The following is a 20,029-nucleotide window of genomic DNA, read 5'->3' as shown; positions in this document are numbered from 1 at the left end:
AGTAAACGCTTACAACAAACAAGGAGGTCTGGTTATGAGAAATGACAGACAACAACGATTTTCTTTCCGTAAATATGCTGTTGGTTTAGTATCAGTGGTAGTCGGGTGCCTTTTTTTTGGTCCGGCTGTTTTAGCGCAGGAACAGGAGGGAACGGTAGAACCACCTGCAATTGTAGCACAAGAAGGGAAAGAAGAGGTTCAACCGTTATCTGGTTTGGAAAAAAATTCGGAGGAAGCTCTTCCAACTGAAGAATCAAGTAAGGAAACTTTTTTGCAAGAGCAACCAACACCTGAGAAATCTCCTGAAACAGCAGATTCAAATGGGAATGTAGATTCCGCTTCTAATCCTAAATCTGAAAAGGAGGGAGTCGAAAAGAAAGAGGAACTGGAGAAAACAGCAGCAGAACACTCTTCAGTAGCCAATAAAGAAGGTGTTTCGGAAACTGTAACAGATCAAGCACGTGTTCAGGCCTTGGTACGTTTGGAGACGAAAAAACAGGATGTAGCAACTTCTCCAAGTATTGCAGACCAAATTCGGAATAATCTCCCAATCAAAACGGCAGTTTTAAAAGAGCTAGATGAAAAGGGAATTCAATATAAAAAATTAGCTGATTTTGATTTGGTCTTTAATGGATTTGTCTTGGAGACGAATTACAAGGATGCCTTGGAGATTCGCAAGATAGCTCGAGTTGAAAACGTTGAGATTACCCCTCTTTCTACAACTATAGAAAACCAGAGTCTTCCGAAGAAGCAGACGACCCTGGTCCCAACCAAGGTAAGTGATGAAAATGAATTGATTAATCTTCAACCATTGTGGGATAAGGGAATCAAGGGGCAAGGGAGCGTGGTTGCTGTCCTAGATACTGGCCTAGACTATGATCATAATTTCTTTAGTTTAACGGATAAGAGTAGAGCCAAATACAAGAAGAAAGAGCAGATGGAAGTGGCCATGAAGAAGGCCGGAATTACTTATGGTAAGTGGTACAACGATAAGGTGATTTATGCTTATAACTATTCGGATATGAATGATGAGATCAAGGAGGATGATCCGCGTTCGCACGGGACCCACGTGGCGGGCTCTGCAGTAGGAAATGCAACAAAACCAGTGCCAACAGGAGAACTACTTAAGGGGGTAGCTCCAGAGGCACAACTCATCTTTATGCGGGTCTTCTCAGATAAGAAAGGGATGACTGAACAAGGTTTTATTGTAGCAAAGGCTGTAGAAGATGCTGTGAAGTTGGGGGCAGATACTATCAATATGAGTTTTGGGGGTGTCAATGGGGCAGAAGCTGATACCAATCCGTTGACGCGTCAAGCTTTTGAGTTTGCAAGAAAATCAGGTGTTATCATTAATGCCGCAGCAGGGAATTATGCCGTGAGTGGATACTGGCAGGCTAAGCCAAAAGCAGATGCACCGGATACTGGAACAATGGATGAACCAGCTGTTGAAAAGGGAGTTCTAGCGATTGGTGCTTTCAATAATAGCATTACACATGAAACAAAAATTAGTTTAGAAGTTCCAGCTCTAAAAAATAAGGAAGAATTCCAGAATGGTCTGATTGACCTTCCTGTATATCGCTTGATCTTTCCAGTAGAAGGACCACAGTCTTATGTTTATGTACCGAAGGGGGGAGAAGATACTTATCGAAATGCTGCTGTAAAAGGCCAAATTGCACTGGTTGAAAGTGGTGGCGATGTAACAGATGAAGATAAGGTCAATGCCCTCAGACAAGCTGGAGCAAAAGGGGTCCTTGTTTATCAAAATGAAGAACAAGGAGATACCCTTCAAAATCTTTCCATGGGGTATTGGGGATCTTTCTATCCTGTTAGTGTACTTGGTCATTCTATCGGGAAAGAGCTAGCTACACATGCTGGGGAATATACGATCGCTTTCCATCAAGAAGTTAAGAAAGTACCCTATAGTGAAGCGAATAAGATGCTCTACTTTACAGGCTGGGGATTAACCGCTGAAGGAATGTTGAAGCCTGATGTTACCTTGCCAGGTGGAAATGTTTACTCTGCTATCCCAGATGGTTCGTACGACTTGGATGCAGGTACGAGTATGGCGACACCACATGCGGCAGGGGCGACAGCCTTGATTAAGCAAGCTTTAGAACAACGATTCCCAAATTATAGCCCAGAGCAAATCCATACGCTTTTGCGACAATTAGTCATGAGTACAGCCAAACCTCATTTTGATCAGGAAAGCAACAGTTACTCCTCGGTTCGTCAACAAGGATCTGGTCTTATGGATGCTGCAGCTGCAGCTTTTGGCGATGTCTTTGTAACAGGTGGAAAAGGAGCAAATAGCAGTCTGACCCTTGGAAATGTTAAAGATTCTTTCACGTTTGATGTCACTGTACATAATCTTAGTTCAGAAGCAAAAGAATTCACTTACCATACGGTCGTCAATACCGATCAAGTGGAGAATGGACGTATTACCTTGAAGATGCGTCAACTACTGGATCAAGAAGGAGAAAAAACCATTCATGTTCCTGCTATGGGAAGTGTGACGGTTCCGATTTCTGTGAATACCAGTAACTATACAAGTGAGCTCACGAATCAAATGAAAAACGGTTACTTTTTAGAAGGTTTTGTCTTCTTTAAAGATGCCAAAACTAAGAAAGACCTAGTGAGTCTTCCATATATTGGTTTTAAAGGGAACTATCAAGATTTACCAGGAATTGAAAAACCCATCTATGCCTTCACTGGGGATGAAAAACCATTCTATTATTACGCAAATGAAAAAGCGGAGCACCCCGAAAAAGACCCAGGGGATCACTTTACTGCCTTAGTCAGCTCTATTTGGAGAGGGGGCAAAAAAGTACAAGTTGTCTTGGGAGAAAAAGAAGGGCACTATGATGGAAATAGTCTCGTATTCTCGCCGAATGGGGATGGTTCCTATGATAGTGTTAAGCTCAATGCAGTGGTCTTAAGAAATGTGGACAATATTCATCTGTCTGTTTATCGTGCGGATGACGTCAAGAGAGAACATCCAATTTTTGAAAAAGGCAATGAGAGCCAGAAGAAATCAGATTATGGCTGGCGAATCAATGATCGTAGTAAGATTCTGTATGCGACACGTTGGAGTGGAAAAGATAAAAACAATCAGCTTGTGCCAGATGGGGACTATCAATATGTAGTCACTTATCGTCCAAGCACACCTGGTGCCAAACCTCAAGAGATTGTCTTAAAGGTCAAGGTCGATAAGCAAGTGCCACAATTAGCTAACACCAAGGATCTGTATGATCCAACAACCCGCCTCTTTAAGCCAGGTGAGATTGTTGAAACGGGTAGTGGGCTAGCTGGTAAATACCTCTCCTACCAACAAGATGGTCAGGAAGTAGAAATCACTCCAAACGAAGATGGAACCTATCTTATCCCTGACGGAGTGGATCTAGAAACAGTACGCTTCTATATTTGGGACCGGGTTAATAATACCAATACCATGACTCTGGATGGAAAGACCGTTTCAGACGAGGTGACGACAGAAAATACTGGAACAGAGGAAGCAAGTCCGACACATGAAACTAGTGAAGCCACAGTGGGACGCTTAGAGGTACAAATTGTCAATGAAAAAGGAGAAGCGACCAATCAATATCCAGAAATGATGCGTTACCAAGTATTTGATAGTCGAGGAAATCGGGTTGATAAGGAATTTAATATTTATTATGAAGATCCATTACCAACTCTTCCATTTGGAACCTATACTGTAAAAGTCGTCGGTCAAGACCAAAACTACTCTTGGGTATCTCCAACAACGGTAACGGTGGAATTGAGCAAAGAGCATCCAGAAGGTGTGGTCAAATTTGTCTATCATTATATTGATAAAAATCGCTTTGATCTTGTCTTTGATAAAGAGCTTCCAAGCGGAACCCGTGTCTTTGCCATTGATAAAAGGACGGGGCAAAAAGTGGAGTTGGATCAAACCCTTTACGAACCAAAGACCTTTGAAAAGATTCTTGTTAATGGAGATTATCAGATCCATATTGATTTGCCAAAAGGATATCGCGCAGTAGAGAATGATTTCTTCTATACAGTAGGTGAGCGCATTAATCGCTACTTAACTAGTTTTGTCGAAGTTTCAGATGATCAGGTAGAAGATCCAATTATCCCATCTTCACCTATTCCATCTCCTCAACCGTCAACGACGACGCAAGAAGGTGAAAAAGGAAAACAACCGGATGTAACCGATACGCATCCAATAGTCGCGAAACAGACAGATATCCGTCCAATGTTCCAGAAAAATCTTGAAAGAGTATCAGAAATGGATCCATCGACTAAAGAGGTCTCAAGTCAATCATCACCTTCTCTTCCTAATACAGGACAAGAAAATGAACAAACAGGGATGGTAGGTTTGATGGTTCTTCTTCTCACTTTTGGTGCTATCCGCTTGAAGAAAAATCGTCCAGATCAAGGATAATCTTCTATTGGTTTAGTTGCAAGAATAAAATAAGGGTTAAGGTAGTGTGAAGCTACCTTAACCTAGTGTGTAAAAAGGAGTTTTTATGGAATTTCATCGACAACAGCGTTTTTCCATTCGTAAATACGCAATTGGAGTCGCTTCTGTTTTGATTGGTACCTTTCTAATGGGTTCAGCCGTTTCAGCTGATACGATCGTACCAACACCCTCTGTCGTAGAGCCATCTGTAGTGGTGCCAGAAACCGCAGCAACAGATGAGAAAACAGCAGAACCGATTCCAGCTACTAAGGACAGTATGTCCACTTCAGTTATAGAAGATACTGCCTCTAAAAAACTTGCTACAGCTGAGATTGAGAGTAAGGAAAAGACAAATCAGTCTCTACCTTCATCTTCAATCGATACAAGCAGTTCGACTACAAATCAAGTAAAGGCAGAGAAGGCTTCACCTTCAGTTGCGGAAGCACCAAACGAAAATGGGGTTGCTGCTCCAATTACGACCCCTATTGAACCAGTAAAGGAAAATTTAGAAGAAACAAGCCCAGTTGAGATCCTGGTTCGCTTGAAAGAAAAGCTTTCTGATGGGATTGGAGGGGTATCTCCGACTTCAAAAGAGACTCGCATTGAAAAAACCAATCAGGATCATGAACAGTTTTTGAAAGAGCTCGAAAAGCAATCCATTCAATTCAAAAAATTGTATGACTTTAATCTGCTTTTTAATGGCTTGGCTCTAGAGACGACTTATGGAGATGCTAAAAAGATTCGGGGACTAGCGCGTGTGGATGCTGTAGATTATGCTCCACTTGGTCGGACCAGAGTGGCGGAAACACAGCCCGCACCTGCATCACCGACTTCAACTAGGACCAAGGTCAGTGAAGAAAATAGTCTGATCAATTTACAACCACTCTGGGATAAGGGAATCAAGGGTCAAGGGCAGGTAGTTGCGATCATTGATTCCGGTGTGGACCCTGCCCATGATGTTTTCCGTCTAACAGATATCAGTAAGGCCAAGTACAAGAGTGAGGCGGAAATTGAAGAGGCTAAGAAAAAAGCGGGGATCACTTACGGTAAATGGTACAACAATAAAATTGTCTACATTCATAACTACAGTGATATGGATGACAATGTCAAAGAAGACGATCCAATTTCACACGGGGCTCACGTAGCAGGAACTGCTGTGGGAAACGCCTCTCAACCCTCTCCAAATGGTGAAATTATCCGTGGTGTTGCTCCAGAAGCCCAACTGATGTTTCTACGTGTTTTCTCAGATACCAAGGGCGGTCAAGTTCAAAATTTCATCTACACTAAGGCGGTAGAAGATGCGGTCAAATTAGGGGCGGATTCCATCAATATGAGTTTGGGAACAGCATCAGGTTCTGTTTATGATGTTGGAGAGATCACCCGCCAGGCCTTTGATACAGCAAGAAAGGCGGGGGTAACCATTACAGTTGCCTCTACCAATATGGCGACCAATGGCTTCTGGCACAGCAAACCACTGGCCACCACACCAGATTATGGAATGACAGGGACGCCATCTGTCAATCCAAATGTCATCTCAGTCGCGTCTATTAATAGTCTCACCAAGCATGAGTCGACAGAAGCAAGCCTGACCGTAGATGCGTTAAAAGGTTCCGTGGACTTCCCAGATGGCAAGATTCCGATGCATTCCTTTGTAGAACGCGACGCTTTTCGCACGACCATCCCTCAAAGCTATCTCCATGTGGACAAGGGAGGGGTCGACCACTACCAAGCAGATAGTATCAATGGGCGCTTAGTTCTTACTGAGCGAGGTGGCGAAGTTTCGGATGTGGACAAGGTCAAAGAGCTCAAAAGAGCTGGTGCTACAGGTGTGATCTTTTACCAAACAGAGGAACAGGGAAATAATCCTGTAGGCTTTGATTTAGAAGGGCTCGGAGAACGATTCCCAGTTGGGGTTATTGGCCACGCTGCTGGACTTGTTTTGGCTCAACATGCCAATGATTACCAGCTCCATATTGCCAATAAATTCAAACGTGTGCCTTACGATGTAGCCAATCAACTATCTGACTTCTCATCTTGGGGGCTATCAGCGGATGGGGATCTCAAACCGGATGTCACCCTTCCAGGAGGAATGATCTACTCATCTGTTAATAATGGAGAATACTATATGGATAGGGGAACCAGCATGGCCTCTCCTCATGCTGCGGGAGCCACTGCACTGGTGAAACAAGCCTTGAAGGAGCGCTTCCCTCATCTTAGCCCAGAACAACTACAGGTTCTAGTCAAACAAATGACTATGAGTACAGCGATCCCTCATGTAGATGAGGAAACGCATGCCTATTCCTCTGTTCGTCAGCAAGGAGCGGGGGTCATGGACGTCACAGCAGCAGCTCTAGGAGACCTCTATGTGACAGCAAAAGATGCTAAAAGTAGCCTGACACTTGGCAATGTCACAGATACCTTTGAATTTGATGTGACCATCCACAATCTTTCCAATCAAGATAAGTCTGTCCGATATGAAACCACTCTTCAGACAGATCAAGTTCAAGATGGCAAATTCACCCTCCATCCTCGTCTATTAGAAACTTTAGACGGTAAGGAAACGGTGACTATCCCAGCCAATGGTCAGCGGACCATCCACGTAGCAGTTGATGCAAGCAAGTACAAGGAAGAGCTCAGCAAGCAAATGCCAAATGGTTATTTCTTAGAAGGTTTTGTACTGGTTAAAGATGCCAGCAGTCAAAAACATCTGGTCAGCCTCCCTTATGTTGGTTTCCATGGGGATTACCAAAATCTACGTGGCATTGAAAAGCCTATCTACGAATATACAGGTAGCGACAAGCCGTTTTACTACTACAAGGACAAGACCGATTATCCAGATGAAAAAGTCCCAGAAACTCCAGAGCGTCATCCAGATAATCACTTTACTTCTTTGATCAGTTATGTCTATGAAAATGGAGAATCCGTAGCCAAAACTCTTGGTCAGGATGGGGATCGCTTTGACGGGGATCAACTCTACTTCTCTCCGAACAACGATTCCAGCTTTGATAGTGTCAAGGTAAAAGCCGTCATGCTTCGCAATGTTGAAAATGTCCACCTATCAGTCTACAAGAAGGAGGACACAACTCGTGCTAATCCAATTTACGAGGTTGGAAATGAAGTCCACCGTAAGACGGACTGGAGTTACCGGATTGGGAATCGCAGTGAAGAGTTTTATGAAATCTCTTGGGAAGGCTTGGACAAAGACGGCAAGCAATTACCAGATGGGGAATACCAATTTGTGATCACCTACCGTCCAACTGCTTCAGGTGCCAAGCAACAAGAGCTTAACTTCAAGGTTAAGATTGACAATACGGCTCCAAGCATCGAGTCTGGAAGTGCTCAGTACGATCCAGCAACACGGATTTTCCGCCCAGGTAAGGTACTTGAAACCGGTAGTGGCTTAGCAGGGACTTATCTGTCCTATGTCAAGGACGGGGAAACAGTGGCCTTGGAACCCCAAGAGGACGGTAGCTATCTTCTTCCAGAAGGGGTGGACCCTTCTACTGTTCGCTATACCATCTGGGATAAGGTCTACAATACTACTGAGATGGACATTGAAGGAAAGAAAGTAGAGGAAACGACTCCGACGAATGAAACCGGTTCAGATGAACAACCAAGTGAGACAGAGTCTGAAAAACCGAAGGCTGAAAAGGGTACCTTAGAAGTCGTCTTCACAGATAGCAGTGGAGAAGTCATTTCTTATTATCCATCCGTCGTTCGTTACCAAGTGGTGGACGACCAAGGACGTGTAGTGGAAGGAGAGTTCAATGCTTCCTACAATGGTGGTACCTTCCCAGACTTGCCTTTTGGTACTTATACAGCCAAGATCACCCTATCTGATTACCATTATGATTGGGGAACAGAGCTGGTGAAAAAGGTGACCGTTTCACCTGAAAATCCACATCCAAAAGTAACCTTTGCTTTCCATTATTTAGATGAAAACAAATTGACCATTGGATTTGATCAGCCGGTCCCTGCAGGAACGGTTGTAAAAGTGGTAGGGAATGACGGTATCAGCCGACTTCTCCCACAAAGCATCTATGATCTTCTGCGCTTTGAGACCATGCTGATGAATGGCTCCTATCGTGTCCATGTGGATCTCCCGTCAGGCTATCGTGTTGCGGAAAATGATTTCCTTTATGAAGTGAGCAATCGGATCAACTACCATCTTCTTTCTTTGGTCAAAGACGTTATCAAGCCAAATCCAGAGGTGCATAGTGGAGCGATTGTGGAACCATGGATTCAACCAGAAAATCCGACACTAGTGATAGATGAAGTGCCAAGTCGTCAAGCAGAAACCCCAGTGACCCCAGACCAACTAGCGGTATCCGAAAGTCCAGGAACTCCAGCTCAACCAGCTGCAAGCGAAACAAAAGAAGTGGCAACAAACAAACCAGTCGCTGTCACTTATCATACGGGTGGTCAAGCAGAAGTAGCTGCTACACCAGCAACTGGTCTTCCAAAAACAGGTCAAGAAGAATTGGCTTCAACCGTCCTTAGCCTCTTTGGTATGACCTCACTAGCTTTAGCAGGCTTTGTAGCCAGCAAAAAACGTGAAGATTTGTAAACATAAATAAAATTGTTGACATGTCGGAAAACGAGCAATTCTATAGTTGGAACTGCTCGTTTTCTATTTCATAGCTGGAAACGATAAAAATGATATCAGATAACTCATCACAGATGGAACTAAAAGGAAAACAACAAGAACATGCTGGTAGTAACAAGAAAGTCTTTAGCCTTTCTAAAGAAGGATAAGCAGTGCGTTGAAAACGGTTTATTTTTGTGATAAAATTGTCTTGATTAGAAAAGGAGATTCTCTATGAAACATATGAAGCGTATTGTATTTGCCACATTATTAGCTTTTGTTGCTGTAATTCTCGTAGCTTGCTCCAGTTTTACACGCAGTGATAATGGGGTTTATGTATTTGAACCTAGCACAGAAGATATAAAAAGTATCCTTAAAGAACAAGGAAATTCCATAGAAGGAGCAGAACTATTCATTGATCACCTTAAAATTAAACTCACCCTTGAAATAAAGGGTGAGAAAGGAAAAATATCTGGTTTTGTTAGTATACTTGGTAACAAGACAGAAAAATCAGTAGATTTAAAAGTAGATCAAAAGCAGAAGTTGATATCCTCTAAAGAAAATGACGAAAAAGTGAGATACAAAATTGAGGGAGATGTATTAACTTTTCAAGGGGATAATGTTGATCTTACGGACGAACAGGCAGCTCTTATATCCAAATTTGCAAAGTTTAAACGGGTCAAGTAAATGCGACAGGAATAAGTTGCAAAAATGTTACTCAAAAACGAGCGGTTCTATACATAGAACTGCTCGTTTTTTTCGTATTTTATAGGAAATCATCCTTAAAAAGAATGAAAACTCTATAGTATCCTTGGCAAAATAGCTATCTCGTATAAAAGCTGGAGCCTTTCTGGAAATCTGATTTCTTTTTAAGATTGTTTTCTGACTAAGCGGATGCCTTCTCCACCCAGACACTGCGGACAAAGAAGAGGCTGATCAGAGCTAGTGCTAGAAAGGCAACTCCAAGGTAATAATAGGGTTGATCCATTGTAGTAGATCGACCAGAGAGGTTGACAATCCCTCGGTAGAGGGCCCCGGCTGTGAGCGTAGCCACTCCTGAATTCCAAAGATTGAGGCTCAGGCGAGAGAAGCCTTTCACCATCAACTGTAGAAGCACTAGTAGGGCACCACCGATCAAAGGAATCAAGAAGAGGTAGTGCATGAAGGCAGAGGTTTCGCCAAAACTAAAATGTTCATAGATGCGACTTCCGACAAAGAAGAAAGCTGAAATCAGAATATACCAGAGAATCGTTTTTTTCAACCGTTGTTTAATAGGATTAGTAACCGATATAGACAATGTCACTCACCGCCCTTTCTGAGATAGTACCATTTGTTGTTGGTTTGTTAATAACTTGACCATTGAAGTAAAGGGTAGAAGATCCACCCCCATCCAGGTTGTAGGCTGTTTTAACGCCATAAGACTTCATCACTTCCGCTAATTGGTAGAGAGATAGTCCTTCACTTTCTGAAGTCCGTCCATCTGACACGACGATAATGTAGTGGTTTTCATCGATGATCCCAATCGCTGTCCGTGGATTTGACGCCATAGATTGCCCGACCTCTGAATTGGTATCGACGGTAATTTCTCCATTTTCAACCAAGGAAGGACCGAAAGCGAGGAGATTGACGACCCCGTCTTTGACCAATTGATCCGCAGAGATCTCATCTTCGTAGATAATTTTGAAGGATCCATCCTTGTAAATGGCTAGGTCACCATTGCTTGAATCTTCCCGAACGGTATCGCGGTAGACCACTCCATTTCGGATGACGTATCCTGTACTGTTAGCTCCGTAATAGTCACCATTCACTGCTAGAATGGCACTGTTGTTGGCAGCCGTGACAGAGGTCTTAGCCGTCACGTTGGTTCCGTAAGTGTTTTGTGCAAAGGCTGTTTTGAGGTAGTCAGATGAGCTGACTGTGATATCTGCAATGTAAACCTGGGTATTTTCAACCGTTTTTTCTGTTAAAGTCACCTGGATATTGTCATCTGAATAGCTGGTATCGGTCGTTGTTGCCGATGCAGCTGCTTTTTTTGCTGCTTTAGTATCCGTAGTCGTAGCTTTTACGGTTTGGATGGCATCGGATAAGACAAAGGTCTTGAGCATCGAGTAGCTAAAACTGCTGGTCAAAAGAAGGCCAAAGCAGGCAGCATAGGTGTAGGATTTTTTAAAGAATTTCATGGTGGGGAGCAGTCCTTTCTTTGAAGATCACTTTTTTCTGGATCACCCATGAGACCAGAAAGAGGAGGAAGCCAACGACAATCTTACTGATCAGGAGATTGAGCCCAAAAGCAGTATAGAAGAGTCGAATCAAGAGCGTATCGAGAATAAAGAGGCCGAGGGCTAGGCCAAAGTAGCCACTTCCAGTTTTAGCGACGCTGTCTTTGTTCTTAAAGACTAGGTGCTTATTGGTCGAGTAGTTAAAGATGGAACTCGTTACACGAGCGATCCCATTGGCTAGGAGAATACGTAGACTAATGGGCACGGCCATCATCACGAAAAGGAAGAAGGCGTAGACCAGATAGTCAACGATAAAACTACTCAGAGAGGAGAGGGCAAACTTGAACATGTCCTTGTAGATCATGAGGCCATCTCGAATAGGTCGGAAATGGGAGCCTTCGTTGTCATTGATGTAGGCCGTCTCGATGGGAACTTCCACGATGGGGAAGGATTTGCTTGCTGCGAGGAGTACATTCATTTCATATTCATAGCGCTGTCCGTCAACCTCAAGCATGAAAGGCAAGAGATTCGTAGTGAAAGCCCGTAGGCCCGTTTGGGTATCGCTGACCGCCACTCCGGTTTGTTGCTTAAATAAGAAGCGGGTCAATTTATTTCCGAAGGCGGAACGCAAAGGAACTTTTCCAGAGAAGGCGCGGGCTCCTAGAATAAGTGTTCCAGGATGCTCTTGAGATTGGTTAACAACCCTGAAAATATCCCAAATTTTGTGCTGACCGTCTGCATCAGCTGTAACAATGCTTCCATAGGTGCCTCTTTCTAGGATGTATGCATAAGCAGTCTTGAGAGCTTGCCCTTTTCCTTGGTTGTGCTCATGGGTCAGAACTGTCGCAAGACCCTCTAATTTGTCAAAAATCACTTTTTTGTCAGCATCACTCCCATCGTCGACCACGATGATGTGGAGATCGCTCTTGGCGTGGACCAAGCGAACCAGTTTGACAAGATTCAGATCCGGTTGATAGGCGGGGATGATAAGATAATTCATAATCGTTCCTCGTTTCTTGAGATTTGTTGTAGCTAGTATAAAGACTCAAGCTTAAAGCTAACTGATATCAGTTTTCTTTAAGGAAAGGAGAGGAAGAGTGGGAATAGTTTCTTCTATAAAATATCATTTTTTAGGACATTTCTTTCTTTTTTCTCGAAGGGGACGTCCAGAAATCATTTTTTAAATCCTAAAGATAATTCTTGCCTTTGTTCGAAAAGTCTGGTATAATAGTTTCTTGTGAGTAAACCTCACTTACCCCTTGCAAAGACAGGGGGTCATTAGTCCAAAAGGAGGAACATTATCAATGGCTAAATACGAAATTCTTTATATTATTCGTCCAAACATTGAAGAAGAAGCTAAAAACGCTTTGGTAGCACGTTTCGATTCTATCTTGACTGACAACGGTGCAACTGTTGTTGAATCAAAAGATTGGGAAAAACGTCGTCTTGCATACGAAATCCAAGATTTCCGTGAAGGACTTTACCACATCGTAAACGTTGAAGCGAACGACGCTGTAGCTCTTAACGAGTTCGACCGTCTTTCAAAAATCAACGGTGACATTCTTCGTCACATGATCGTAAAAGTTGACGCGTAAGAAATCATCCGAGGTGACTTATGATTAACAATGTTGTACTTGTCGGTCGTATGACCCGTGATGCTGAACTTCGCTACACTCCAAGCAATCAAGCAGTTGCTACTTTCAGCCTAGCTGTCAACCGCAACTTCAAGAGTCAAAATGGAGAGCGCGAAGCCGATTTCATCAACTGTGTGATCTGGCGTCAGCAAGCAGAAAACTTAGCCAACTGGGCTAAGAAAGGTGCTTTGATTGGGATTACCGGTCGCATTCAAACACGTAATTACGAAAACCAGCAAGGTCAACGTGTTTATGTCACTGAAGTCGTAGCAGACAGCTTCCAACTATTGGAAAGCCGTGCAGCACGCGAAGGGCATGCAGGTGGTGGCTATTCATCAGGCAACGGTGGTTTTGCTGGAAATGCAACCCCAAGCTTTGGTGGATCTGAACCAAGCAATGCAGCGCCAAACTTTGGTCGTGAAGAAAATCCATTTGGAGCTAATCCAATGGATATCTCAGACGACGATCTTCCATTCTAAGAATGGGTTTAACGAATTAAAACTATAAAGGAGAATTAAACATGGCTCAACAACGTCGTGGCGGATTCAAACGCCGTAAAAAAGTTGATTACATCGCAGCAAACAAAATCGAATATGTCGATTACAAAGATACTGAGCTTCTTAGCCGTTTCGTTTCAGAACGTGGGAAAATCCTTCCTCGTCGTGTAACTGGAACTTCAGCGAAGAACCAACGTAAAGTAACAACAGCTATCAAACGCGCTCGCGTAATGGCTTTGATGCCTTTCGTAAACGAAGATTAAAGAAAAGACCCTTACGGGTCTTTTTTTCAGGTCCTGTGGACCTCTTTTTCACGAGCTTGGAAATGTAAGAGCGAGTTGAGGTCCTGTGGACCTCTTTGACCTTTCCCTAGCTCTAATCGTGTTATAATGTGGGAAGAAATGTATCAAGGAGGGAACTATGAAGGAAGGTGTAATCATCAGGAGGATGATAAAGGCAGATATTGAGCACATCTCTCAAGCCTTTGTCCACCAAGGGTGGCCGGGTAGAAAGGATATCTTGACCAGCTATTTTCAGGATCAGGAGAATGGAGAAAGGGACGTATTAGTAGCTGAGTCGGATGGATTTGTGGCAGGTTATATCACTATATTGCCTGCTGCCAAGCACGGTCCTTTCGTGGGAGTCTATCCTGAACTAACTGATTTTAATGTTTTTGAGCCATTTAGAAATCGAGGAATTGGGAATCAACTCCTAGAGGAGGCGGAAAAAAGAGTCTGGCTACTTTCAGAGATTGTGACTTTAGGGGTTGGTTTACACTCGGGTTATGGTCCAGCTCAAAGACTGTATGTTAAACGAGGCTATATCCCAGATGGATCTGGTATCTGGTTTAGGGATCAGCCCTTGGACCCTTACAGTTCTTGTGAAAACAATGATGACTTAGTCCTCTATTTTTCAAAAAGGTTGAACAGGGAAATACAGTAAAACAAAAACGGATGAAAACTTCATCCGTTTCTTTTTAGCGTCGAGTTGCAGGTGCTGTGCTCGAACTTTTAATATTAAAGCGTTTCTTGAGATAGAAGCGAAGGACAAGCGCTAGAGCTCCTAAAACGATGGCAAAAACATCTGGAATAGTTGGGTTGAGAACTTGTGGGAGTAAGGAAGTAAAGGACAAGACAATGACCCAAAGGAACATGACTCCAACAAGAATCGGCATGGATTTCCAAAGAGAGGGACGCTCGCTGCGATCTTTGGTGCCATCCATATACTGATAGAAGAAGTAGTACATAAGGTATAAGAGCAAAGCCCCTGTCAAACTTCCAAGGATCAAGGTGATCAAACCATAGCCTGTACGGCGAGGTGCAACCAAGTTCATAAAGGCGCTAATCGCAGCAAAGACTCCAAAGATAAAGAGGAAAGAATCCAAAATCATGAGAGAGGGAGCATCGTTTAATTTTGGATGCTCTTTTTCATAGCGTTCTTTCTCGCTGAAAGAGTTCGCCCATACAGTTGGAGCTCCAAAAAGGGTCCGTGCCGGAATTCCTTTTCCTTGGTTTTCATGGATAGCTGGAAGAATTTCTTGGATGAGGCTTTCTGCTTCTTCCTCTGTCTTTCCGTTTTCAAGCAATTGGTGTTTGGCGATCCGGATAAATTCTTGGTTTTTCTTGCTTAGTTGATTCAAATCAAATTGAGACATAAATACTCCTTAGTGTTATTAGTAGGTGTTAGAACCATTTTTTATGGATGAGGTAGACGACAAGAGACCCAGTCAGGGCAAAGGCGATGAAAATAATCAGCCAGAAGGCATGGGGTTCGCCATTGAGCGGAAGCTCATTGTCCTTGAAGTTCATCCCGTAGGCCGAAAAGATCATGGTCGGAATGGACATGACAATGGTAACGAGGGCCAGGGTCTTCATGATGTTGTTCTGGTTGTTGGAGATGATCGATGCGAAGGTATCGGTCATGGAGTGCAGGATATTTCCATAAATGTCTGCCATCTCGATGGCCTGCTGGGTTTCGATCAAGGTATCTTCCAACAGATCCTCGTCTTCTAGGTATTTCTTGATGTTACTAGTAGCACTGGTCAATTTCTTGATCACGCGCTCATTGGTTTTTAGAGAGGCCTTAAAGTAGACGATGGTTTTCTCCAGCTCCATCAACTCAATCAGCTCTTCATTACGCGTTGATTTGTGGAGTTGACTTTCAATCTGCTCGCTTTTGCGATCCAAGGTACGAAGCGCTGACAAGTAGAGTTCAGCGTTGCGATAGAGGATCTGAAAGATAAAGCGCGACCGCATAAAGGTATAGAAATTCCGCAAGCGTCGGTTGATAAAGATATCGAGAAGTGGCAATTTCTCCAAGCAAGTCGTGATGATAGCCTCTTCTGTTAGGATGATTCCCAAAGGGATGGTGACATAGTAGGTCTGATTGTTCCGCTCTTCCTTGATGGGAACGTCTACGATAATCAAGGTATACTCATCTTCGATGGTCATACGGGACATTTCTTCCGCATCGAGTGGTGCCCGTAAGTCTGCAATATCGATATTAAAAGCAGAGGCGATTTCCATCGATTCACTTTGAGAAGGGTTAACAAGGTTTATCCAGCTACCGGGTTCCAGCGTCTCTATTTCTTTAAATTCAGTCGTTGTCGATAAAAAGACCTGTTTCATGGTGCCTCCCCTTGTTTTTTTACACCTTAACATTATATCAGAAAAAGGACGGTTTTGGATAAAAGAATACTAAAAAATTTGTTATAATGGAGGTTAACAAAAAGGTGATTAGAGTAAGAACATGCAAGATAAAATTGTCATTCATGGGGCACGCGCCCATAATTTAAAAAATATAGACGTGGAAATTCCACGGGACAAATTGGTCGTGGTGACGGGTTTGTCTGGATCTGGAAAGTCCAGTCTGGCCTTTGATACCCTCTATGCAGAAGGCCAGCGCCGCTACGTGGAGAGCTTATCGGCCTATGCCCGGCAATTCTTGGGAAATATGGAAAAACCAGATGTGGACTCCATTGACGGCTTGAGTCCAGCTATTTCCATCGACCAAAAAACGACCAGTAAAAACCCCCGTTCTACAGTGGGGACGGCAACAGAGATCAATGACTACCTGCGCTTGCTCTATGCGCGTGTAGGGACGCCTTATTGTATCAATGGGCATGGAGCGATTACCGCTTCTTCGGTTGAGCAAATTGTCGATCAAGTCTTAGAATTACCAGAGCGCCAACGCCTGCAAATTCTAGCCCCTATTATTCGCAAGAAAAAAGGCCAGCACAAGAATTTCATTGAAAAGGTGCAAAAAGACGGCTATGTCCGGGTGCGGGTCGATGGTGAGATCTATGATGTGACAGAGGTTCCAGAACTGTCTAAAAGCAAGCAGCACACGATTGAAGTGGTGGTGGACCGAATCGTGATCAAAGAGGGCATTCGCTCGCGGCTCTTTGATTCGATTGAAGCAGCCCTTCGGATTGCGGATGGTTATGTGGTGATTGATACCATGGATGGCAAGGAATTGCTCTTTTCTGAGCATTATGCTTGTCCAGTCTGTGGCTTTACCGTTCCTGAATTAGAGCCCCGCCTCTTTTCTTTCAATGCGCCTTTCGGATCTTGTCCAGACTGTGATGGGCTGGGCATTAAGCTAGAGGTGGACTTGGATTTGGTGGTGCCAGATGATCGCTTAACCCTTCGCGAAGGAGCACTCGCTCCTTGGAATCCGATCTCTTCCAACTACTATCCACAGATGTTGGAGCAGGCCATGATCCATTTTGGAGTTGATATGGACCGACCTTTTTCCGATCTTTCTCAAGAAGAAAAGGACTTGGTCCTCTATGGTTCAAATGGCAAGGAATTCCACTTCCACTATGAAAATGAGTTTGGTGGGGTTCGGGATATCGAAATTCCTTTTGAAGGGGTCGTAAACAACATTCACCGTCGTTTCCGTGAGACCAATAGTGATTTCACTCGCAATCAAATGCGCTCTTATATGAACGAATTGACCTGTGCGACCTGCCATGGCTACCGCCTCAATGACCAGGCTCTTTCTGTTCGTGTCGGCGGGGAGAAGGGGATGCATATCGGGGAAGTGTCAGATCTATCGATTGCGGACCACTTAAAAGCCGTAGATCAGTTGATCTTAACAGACAATGAAGCTACGATTGCAAGACCGATCCTAAAAGAGATCAAGGATCGCTTGACCTTCTTAAACAATGTGGGGCTCAATTACTTGACCTTGTCACGATCTGCTGGGACCTTATCAGGTGGAGAAAGCCAGCGCATTCGCTTGGCAACCCAGATCGGTTCCAACCTCTCTGGTGTCCTTTACATCTTGGATGAGCCGTCTATCGGCCTCCACCAAAGGGACAATGACCGCCTGATCGCCAGTCTCAAGAAGATGCGCGATTTAGGCAACACCTTGATCGTCGTCGAACATGATGAAGATACCATGAGAGAGGCAGACTACCTGATCGACGTCGGCCCAGGTGCCGGTGTCTTTGGGGGAGAGATCGTTGCAGCAGGAACTCCAAAGCAGGTAGCACGCAACAGCAAATCCATCACGGGTCAGTACTTGTCTGGCAAACGCAAGATTCCGGTTCCAACAGAGCGCCGTTCAGGAAATGGTCGTTCTATTGAAATTACAGGAGCCAGTGAGAACAACTTACAAGACATCACAGCTCGCTTTCCTCTGGGCAAATTCATCGCAGTCACTGGAGTTTCCGGTTCTGGGAAATCGACCTTGATCAATGGCATCTTGAAAAAAGCCATCGCTCAAAAGCTCAACCGCAATTCGGAAAAACCAGGGAAATACAAGACGATTCAGGGGATTGAGCATATCGATCGCTTGATTGACATTGATCAAAGCCCGATTGGTCGGACTCCTCGTTCTAATCCAGCGACCTATACAGGCGTCTTTGATGATATTCGCGATCTCTTTGCTCAGACCAATGAAGCCAAAATTCGGGGCTATAAAAAAGGCCGCTTTAGTTTCAATGTCAAGGGCGGGCGTTGTGAAGCCTGCTCAGGAGATGGGATCATCAAGATTGAAATGCACTTCTTGCCGGATGTCTTCGTCCCTTGTGAAGTCTGCCACGGACGTCGTTACAATAGTGAGACCCTCGAAGTCCACTACAAGGAAAAAAATATTGCAGAAGTGCTGGATATGACGGTCAATAAGGCAGTTGAATTCTTCAAGCACATTCCAAAAATTGAACGCAAACTCAAGACCATCCAAGATGTGGGCTTGGGCTATGTAACGCTGGGGCAACCAGCGACCACCCTTTCAGGTGGGGAAGCGCAACGGATGAAGTTGGCTTCTGAATTGCACAAGCGCTCTACAGGAAAATCCTTCTATATCTTGGATGAACCAACGACCGGACTCCATACCGAAGACATTTCTCGCTTGATCAAAGTCTTAGAGCGATTTGTGGATGATGGCAATACGGTCCTTGTGATTGAGCACAATTTGGATGTCATTAAGACAGCAGACCATATCATCGATTTAGGACCAGAAGGTGGTGTCGGTGGTGGAACCATTATTGCGACCGGAACACCAGAAGAAGTAGCAGCAAATCCTGCTAGCTACACAGGACAATATTTGAAAGGAAAATTACAATGAATCAACGGATCAGCAACTTAAGAAACAAAATGAAAGCCCAAAACCTCAAAGCGGTATTGATTAACAATTTGAAAAATGTTTATTATTTGACCAATTTCTGGGGTTCAAACGGGACCGCTTTGGTGACAGAAGAACGCGTGGTCCTCTTTACAGATTCGCGCTACACCATCCATGCCCATGCGACTTGTTTCCCCTTTGTAGAGATTGTGGAAACCCGCGATGAGTTGACTGCAGCTGCAGAGATCGTTAAGGACCTTGGCATCAAAGAACTTGGTTTTGAGGACGAAGTGACGGTAGCCTACCATGCCCGTATGGCTTCTGTTTTCAGTGGCATTAGCCTTCAATCTCTAGCGAACTTTGTAATGGAATTGCGCTTGATTAAAGATGAAACGGAGATTGCGGCCATTAAAAAAGCTTGTAGCATCTCTGACCAAGCCTTCCATGATATTTTAGACTATATTAAGGTAGGGAAAACGACAGAGTTGGAAGCAGCGACTTTCCTCGATTTTAGAATGCGGGAGTTGGGAGCTTCTGGTGTATCTTTCGATATTATTTCAGCAGCTGGTGAACGCTCTGCCATGCCTCACGCGACTCCAAGTGATCGGGTCATTTCAGCAGGAGATGCCTTGACCCTTGATTTTGGTTGCTTGTATGATCACTATGTCAGTGATATGACACGGACTATCTATGCAGGACATGTCAGCGACAAGGAAAGAGAAATTTACGAAACAGTTTTGAAAGCCAATCAAGCCTTGATTGCTGCGGCTAAAGATGGACTTGGCTTCCGTGATTTTGATAAAATCCCACGTGATGTGATCGAGGCAGCCGGCTATGGTCAATACTTTACTCATGGAATCGGTCATGGAATTGGGCTAGATATCCACGAAGAACCATACTTCAGCCAAACGTCTAAAGAAGCGATTCAAGCAGGGATGGTCTTGACAGATGAGCCAGGGATTTATATCGAAGGCCTCTCTGGTGTGCGGATCGAAGATGACCTCTTGATCACAGAAACAGGCTGTGAAGTCTTGACTCTTGCTCCTAAAGAATTGATTGTCCTATAAAATAGACAGTATTTT

At 44.0% G+C, this 20,029-nt stretch carries 14 protein-coding genes; 9 read left to right on the top strand and 5 right to left on the bottom strand.

The annotated features are described in order from the left end of the window. The first annotated feature begins 34 nt into the window (after nucleotides 1–34). The 3 genes from HMPREF2893_RS06965 (at nucleotide 35) to HMPREF2893_RS06955 (ending at nucleotide 9,713) form a co-directional block, all read left to right on the top strand. A complete protein-coding gene (locus HMPREF2893_RS06965) occupies nucleotides 35–4,423 on the top strand; it encodes an SGO_0316/SGO_0317 family LPXTG-anchored serine peptidase (protein WP_070675254.1) in 4,389 nt (1,462 codons plus the stop codon). Nucleotides 4,424–4,508: 85 nt separating this feature from the next. After that, nucleotides 4,509–9,008, top strand: a complete 4,500-nt coding sequence (locus HMPREF2893_RS06960) for an SGO_0316/SGO_0317 family LPXTG-anchored serine peptidase (RefSeq protein ID WP_070675250.1) — start codon at nucleotides 4,509–4,511, stop codon at nucleotides 9,006–9,008. Between the two features lie 252 nt (nucleotides 9,009–9,260). Next, complete coding sequence (locus HMPREF2893_RS06955) at nucleotides 9,261–9,713, top strand: hypothetical protein (RefSeq protein WP_070675247.1); 453 nt, start codon at nucleotides 9,261–9,263, stop codon at nucleotides 9,711–9,713. Between the two features lie 199 nt (nucleotides 9,714–9,912). Here the strand turns inward: HMPREF2893_RS06955 and HMPREF2893_RS06950 are convergent, their stop codons facing one another. The 3 genes from HMPREF2893_RS06950 to HMPREF2893_RS06940 are packed head-to-tail and all read right to left on the bottom strand — an operon-like array spanning nucleotide 9,913 to nucleotide 12,245. Continuing rightward, a complete protein-coding gene (locus tag HMPREF2893_RS06950) occupies nucleotides 9,913–10,323 on the bottom strand; it encodes a hypothetical protein (protein WP_070675433.1) in 411 nt (136 codons plus the stop codon). Beyond that, nucleotides 10,304–11,206 (bottom strand): phosphodiester glycosidase family protein, encoded by a 903-nt coding sequence (locus tag HMPREF2893_RS06945; protein WP_031576920.1) that lies wholly within the window; start codon nucleotides 11,204–11,206, stop codon nucleotides 10,304–10,306. The genes HMPREF2893_RS06950 and HMPREF2893_RS06945 overlap by 20 nt, the downstream gene beginning before the upstream one ends. Continuing rightward, nucleotides 11,193–12,245: a bifunctional glycosyltransferase family 2/GtrA family protein gene (locus HMPREF2893_RS06940; protein WP_031576918.1), complete on the bottom strand. Its 1,053-nt coding sequence runs from the start codon at nucleotides 12,243–12,245 to the stop codon at nucleotides 11,193–11,195. Before HMPREF2893_RS06940 ends, HMPREF2893_RS06945 begins: the two co-directional genes overlap by 14 nt. A gap of 304 nt (nucleotides 12,246–12,549) precedes the next feature. Between HMPREF2893_RS06940 and rpsF the strand changes: the two genes are divergently transcribed. The 4 genes from rpsF (at nucleotide 12,550) to HMPREF2893_RS06920 (ending at nucleotide 14,318) form a co-directional block, all read left to right on the top strand. After that, nucleotides 12,550–12,840: a 30S ribosomal protein S6 gene (rpsF, locus tag HMPREF2893_RS06935; RefSeq protein WP_003005040.1), complete on the top strand. Its 291-nt coding sequence runs from the start codon at nucleotides 12,550–12,552 to the stop codon at nucleotides 12,838–12,840. Nucleotides 12,841–12,860: 20 nt separating this feature from the next. After that, nucleotides 12,861–13,358, top strand: coding sequence for a single-stranded DNA-binding protein (locus tag HMPREF2893_RS06930; protein WP_003008622.1), 498 nt, complete (start codon nucleotides 12,861–12,863; stop codon nucleotides 13,356–13,358). 41 nt (nucleotides 13,359–13,399) lie between these two features. Then, on the top strand, nucleotides 13,400–13,639 hold the full coding sequence (gene rpsR / locus HMPREF2893_RS06925; protein WP_000068664.1) for a 30S ribosomal protein S18: 240 nt from the start codon (nucleotides 13,400–13,402) through the stop codon (nucleotides 13,637–13,639). Between the two features lie 157 nt (nucleotides 13,640–13,796). Beyond that, entirely contained in the window at nucleotides 13,797–14,318 is a 522-nt protein-coding gene (locus HMPREF2893_RS06920; RefSeq protein ID WP_070675244.1) for a GNAT family N-acetyltransferase, read from the top strand. A 34-nt stretch (nucleotides 14,319–14,352) separates the two neighbouring features. Here the strand turns inward: HMPREF2893_RS06920 and HMPREF2893_RS06915 are convergent, their stop codons facing one another. Both HMPREF2893_RS06915 and HMPREF2893_RS06910 read right to left on the bottom strand, forming a co-directional pair. Beyond that, nucleotides 14,353–15,030 carry a DUF1129 domain-containing protein gene (locus HMPREF2893_RS06915; protein WP_049488557.1) on the bottom strand — a complete coding sequence of 226 codons (678 nt, stop codon included), beginning with the start codon at nucleotides 15,028–15,030 and terminating at the stop codon, nucleotides 14,353–14,355. A gap of 28 nt (nucleotides 15,031–15,058) precedes the next feature. Next, the gene (locus tag HMPREF2893_RS06910; RefSeq protein ID WP_003005422.1) at nucleotides 15,059–16,003 is read right to left on the bottom strand and encodes a magnesium transporter CorA family protein; all 945 of its coding nucleotides are present in this window, start codon (nucleotides 16,001–16,003) and stop codon (nucleotides 15,059–15,061) included. A gap of 121 nt (nucleotides 16,004–16,124) precedes the next feature. Between HMPREF2893_RS06910 and uvrA the strand changes: the two genes are divergently transcribed. Continuing rightward, nucleotides 16,125–18,950, top strand: a complete 2,826-nt coding sequence (uvrA, locus tag HMPREF2893_RS06905; protein ID WP_070675241.1) for an excinuclease ABC subunit UvrA — start codon at nucleotides 16,125–16,127, stop codon at nucleotides 18,948–18,950. Further along, nucleotides 18,947–20,014, top strand: coding sequence for a M24 family metallopeptidase (locus tag HMPREF2893_RS06900; protein WP_049471837.1), 1,068 nt, complete (start codon nucleotides 18,947–18,949; stop codon nucleotides 20,012–20,014). Before uvrA ends, HMPREF2893_RS06900 begins: the two co-directional genes overlap by 4 nt. Nucleotides 20,015–20,029: the final 15 nt, after the last annotated feature.

Origin of the sequence: Streptococcus sp. HMSC072C09 (assembly GCF_001813105.1) — a bacterium.
GTDB lineage: Bacteria > Bacillota > Bacilli > Lactobacillales > Streptococcaceae > Streptococcus.
Note: the sequence above shows the minus strand (reverse complement) of the source record. Positions and strands in the feature narration are given on the sequence as shown.

What these genes read in the sequence shown, in the direction of transcription:
- HMPREF2893_RS06930 (WP_003008622.1), top strand. Translation starts at nt 12,861, where the DNA reads ATGATTAACAATGTTGTACTTGTCGGTCGTATGACCCGTGATGCTGAA.
- HMPREF2893_RS06955 (WP_070675247.1), top strand. Translation starts at nt 9,261, where the DNA reads ATGAAACATATGAAGCGTATTGTATTTGCCACATTATTAGCTTTTGTT.
- HMPREF2893_RS06920 (WP_070675244.1), top strand. Translation starts at nt 13,797, where the DNA reads ATGAAGGAAGGTGTAATCATCAGGAGGATGATAAAGGCAGATATTGAG.
- HMPREF2893_RS06900 (WP_049471837.1), top strand. Translation starts at nt 18,947, where the DNA reads ATGAATCAACGGATCAGCAACTTAAGAAACAAAATGAAAGCCCAAAAC.
- HMPREF2893_RS06960 (WP_070675250.1), top strand. Translation starts at nt 4,509, where the DNA reads ATGGAATTTCATCGACAACAGCGTTTTTCCATTCGTAAATACGCAATT.
- HMPREF2893_RS06940 (WP_031576918.1), bottom strand. Translation starts at nt 12,245, where the DNA reads ATGAATTATCTTATCATCCCCGCCTATCAACCGGATCTGAATCTTGTC.
- HMPREF2893_RS06965 (WP_070675254.1), top strand. Translation starts at nt 35, where the DNA reads ATGAGAAATGACAGACAACAACGATTTTCTTTCCGTAAATATGCTGTT.
- uvrA (WP_070675241.1), top strand. Translation starts at nt 16,125, where the DNA reads ATGCAAGATAAAATTGTCATTCATGGGGCACGCGCCCATAATTTAAAA.
- rpsR (WP_000068664.1), top strand. Translation starts at nt 13,400, where the DNA reads ATGGCTCAACAACGTCGTGGCGGATTCAAACGCCGTAAAAAAGTTGAT.
- HMPREF2893_RS06945 (WP_031576920.1), bottom strand. Translation starts at nt 11,206, where the DNA reads ATGAAATTCTTTAAAAAATCCTACACCTATGCTGCCTGCTTTGGCCTT.
- HMPREF2893_RS06910 (WP_003005422.1), bottom strand. Translation starts at nt 16,003, where the DNA reads ATGAAACAGGTCTTTTTATCGACAACGACTGAATTTAAAGAAATAGAG.
- HMPREF2893_RS06915 (WP_049488557.1), bottom strand. Translation starts at nt 15,030, where the DNA reads ATGTCTCAATTTGATTTGAATCAACTAAGCAAGAAAAACCAAGAATTT.
- rpsF (WP_003005040.1), top strand. Translation starts at nt 12,550, where the DNA reads ATGGCTAAATACGAAATTCTTTATATTATTCGTCCAAACATTGAAGAA.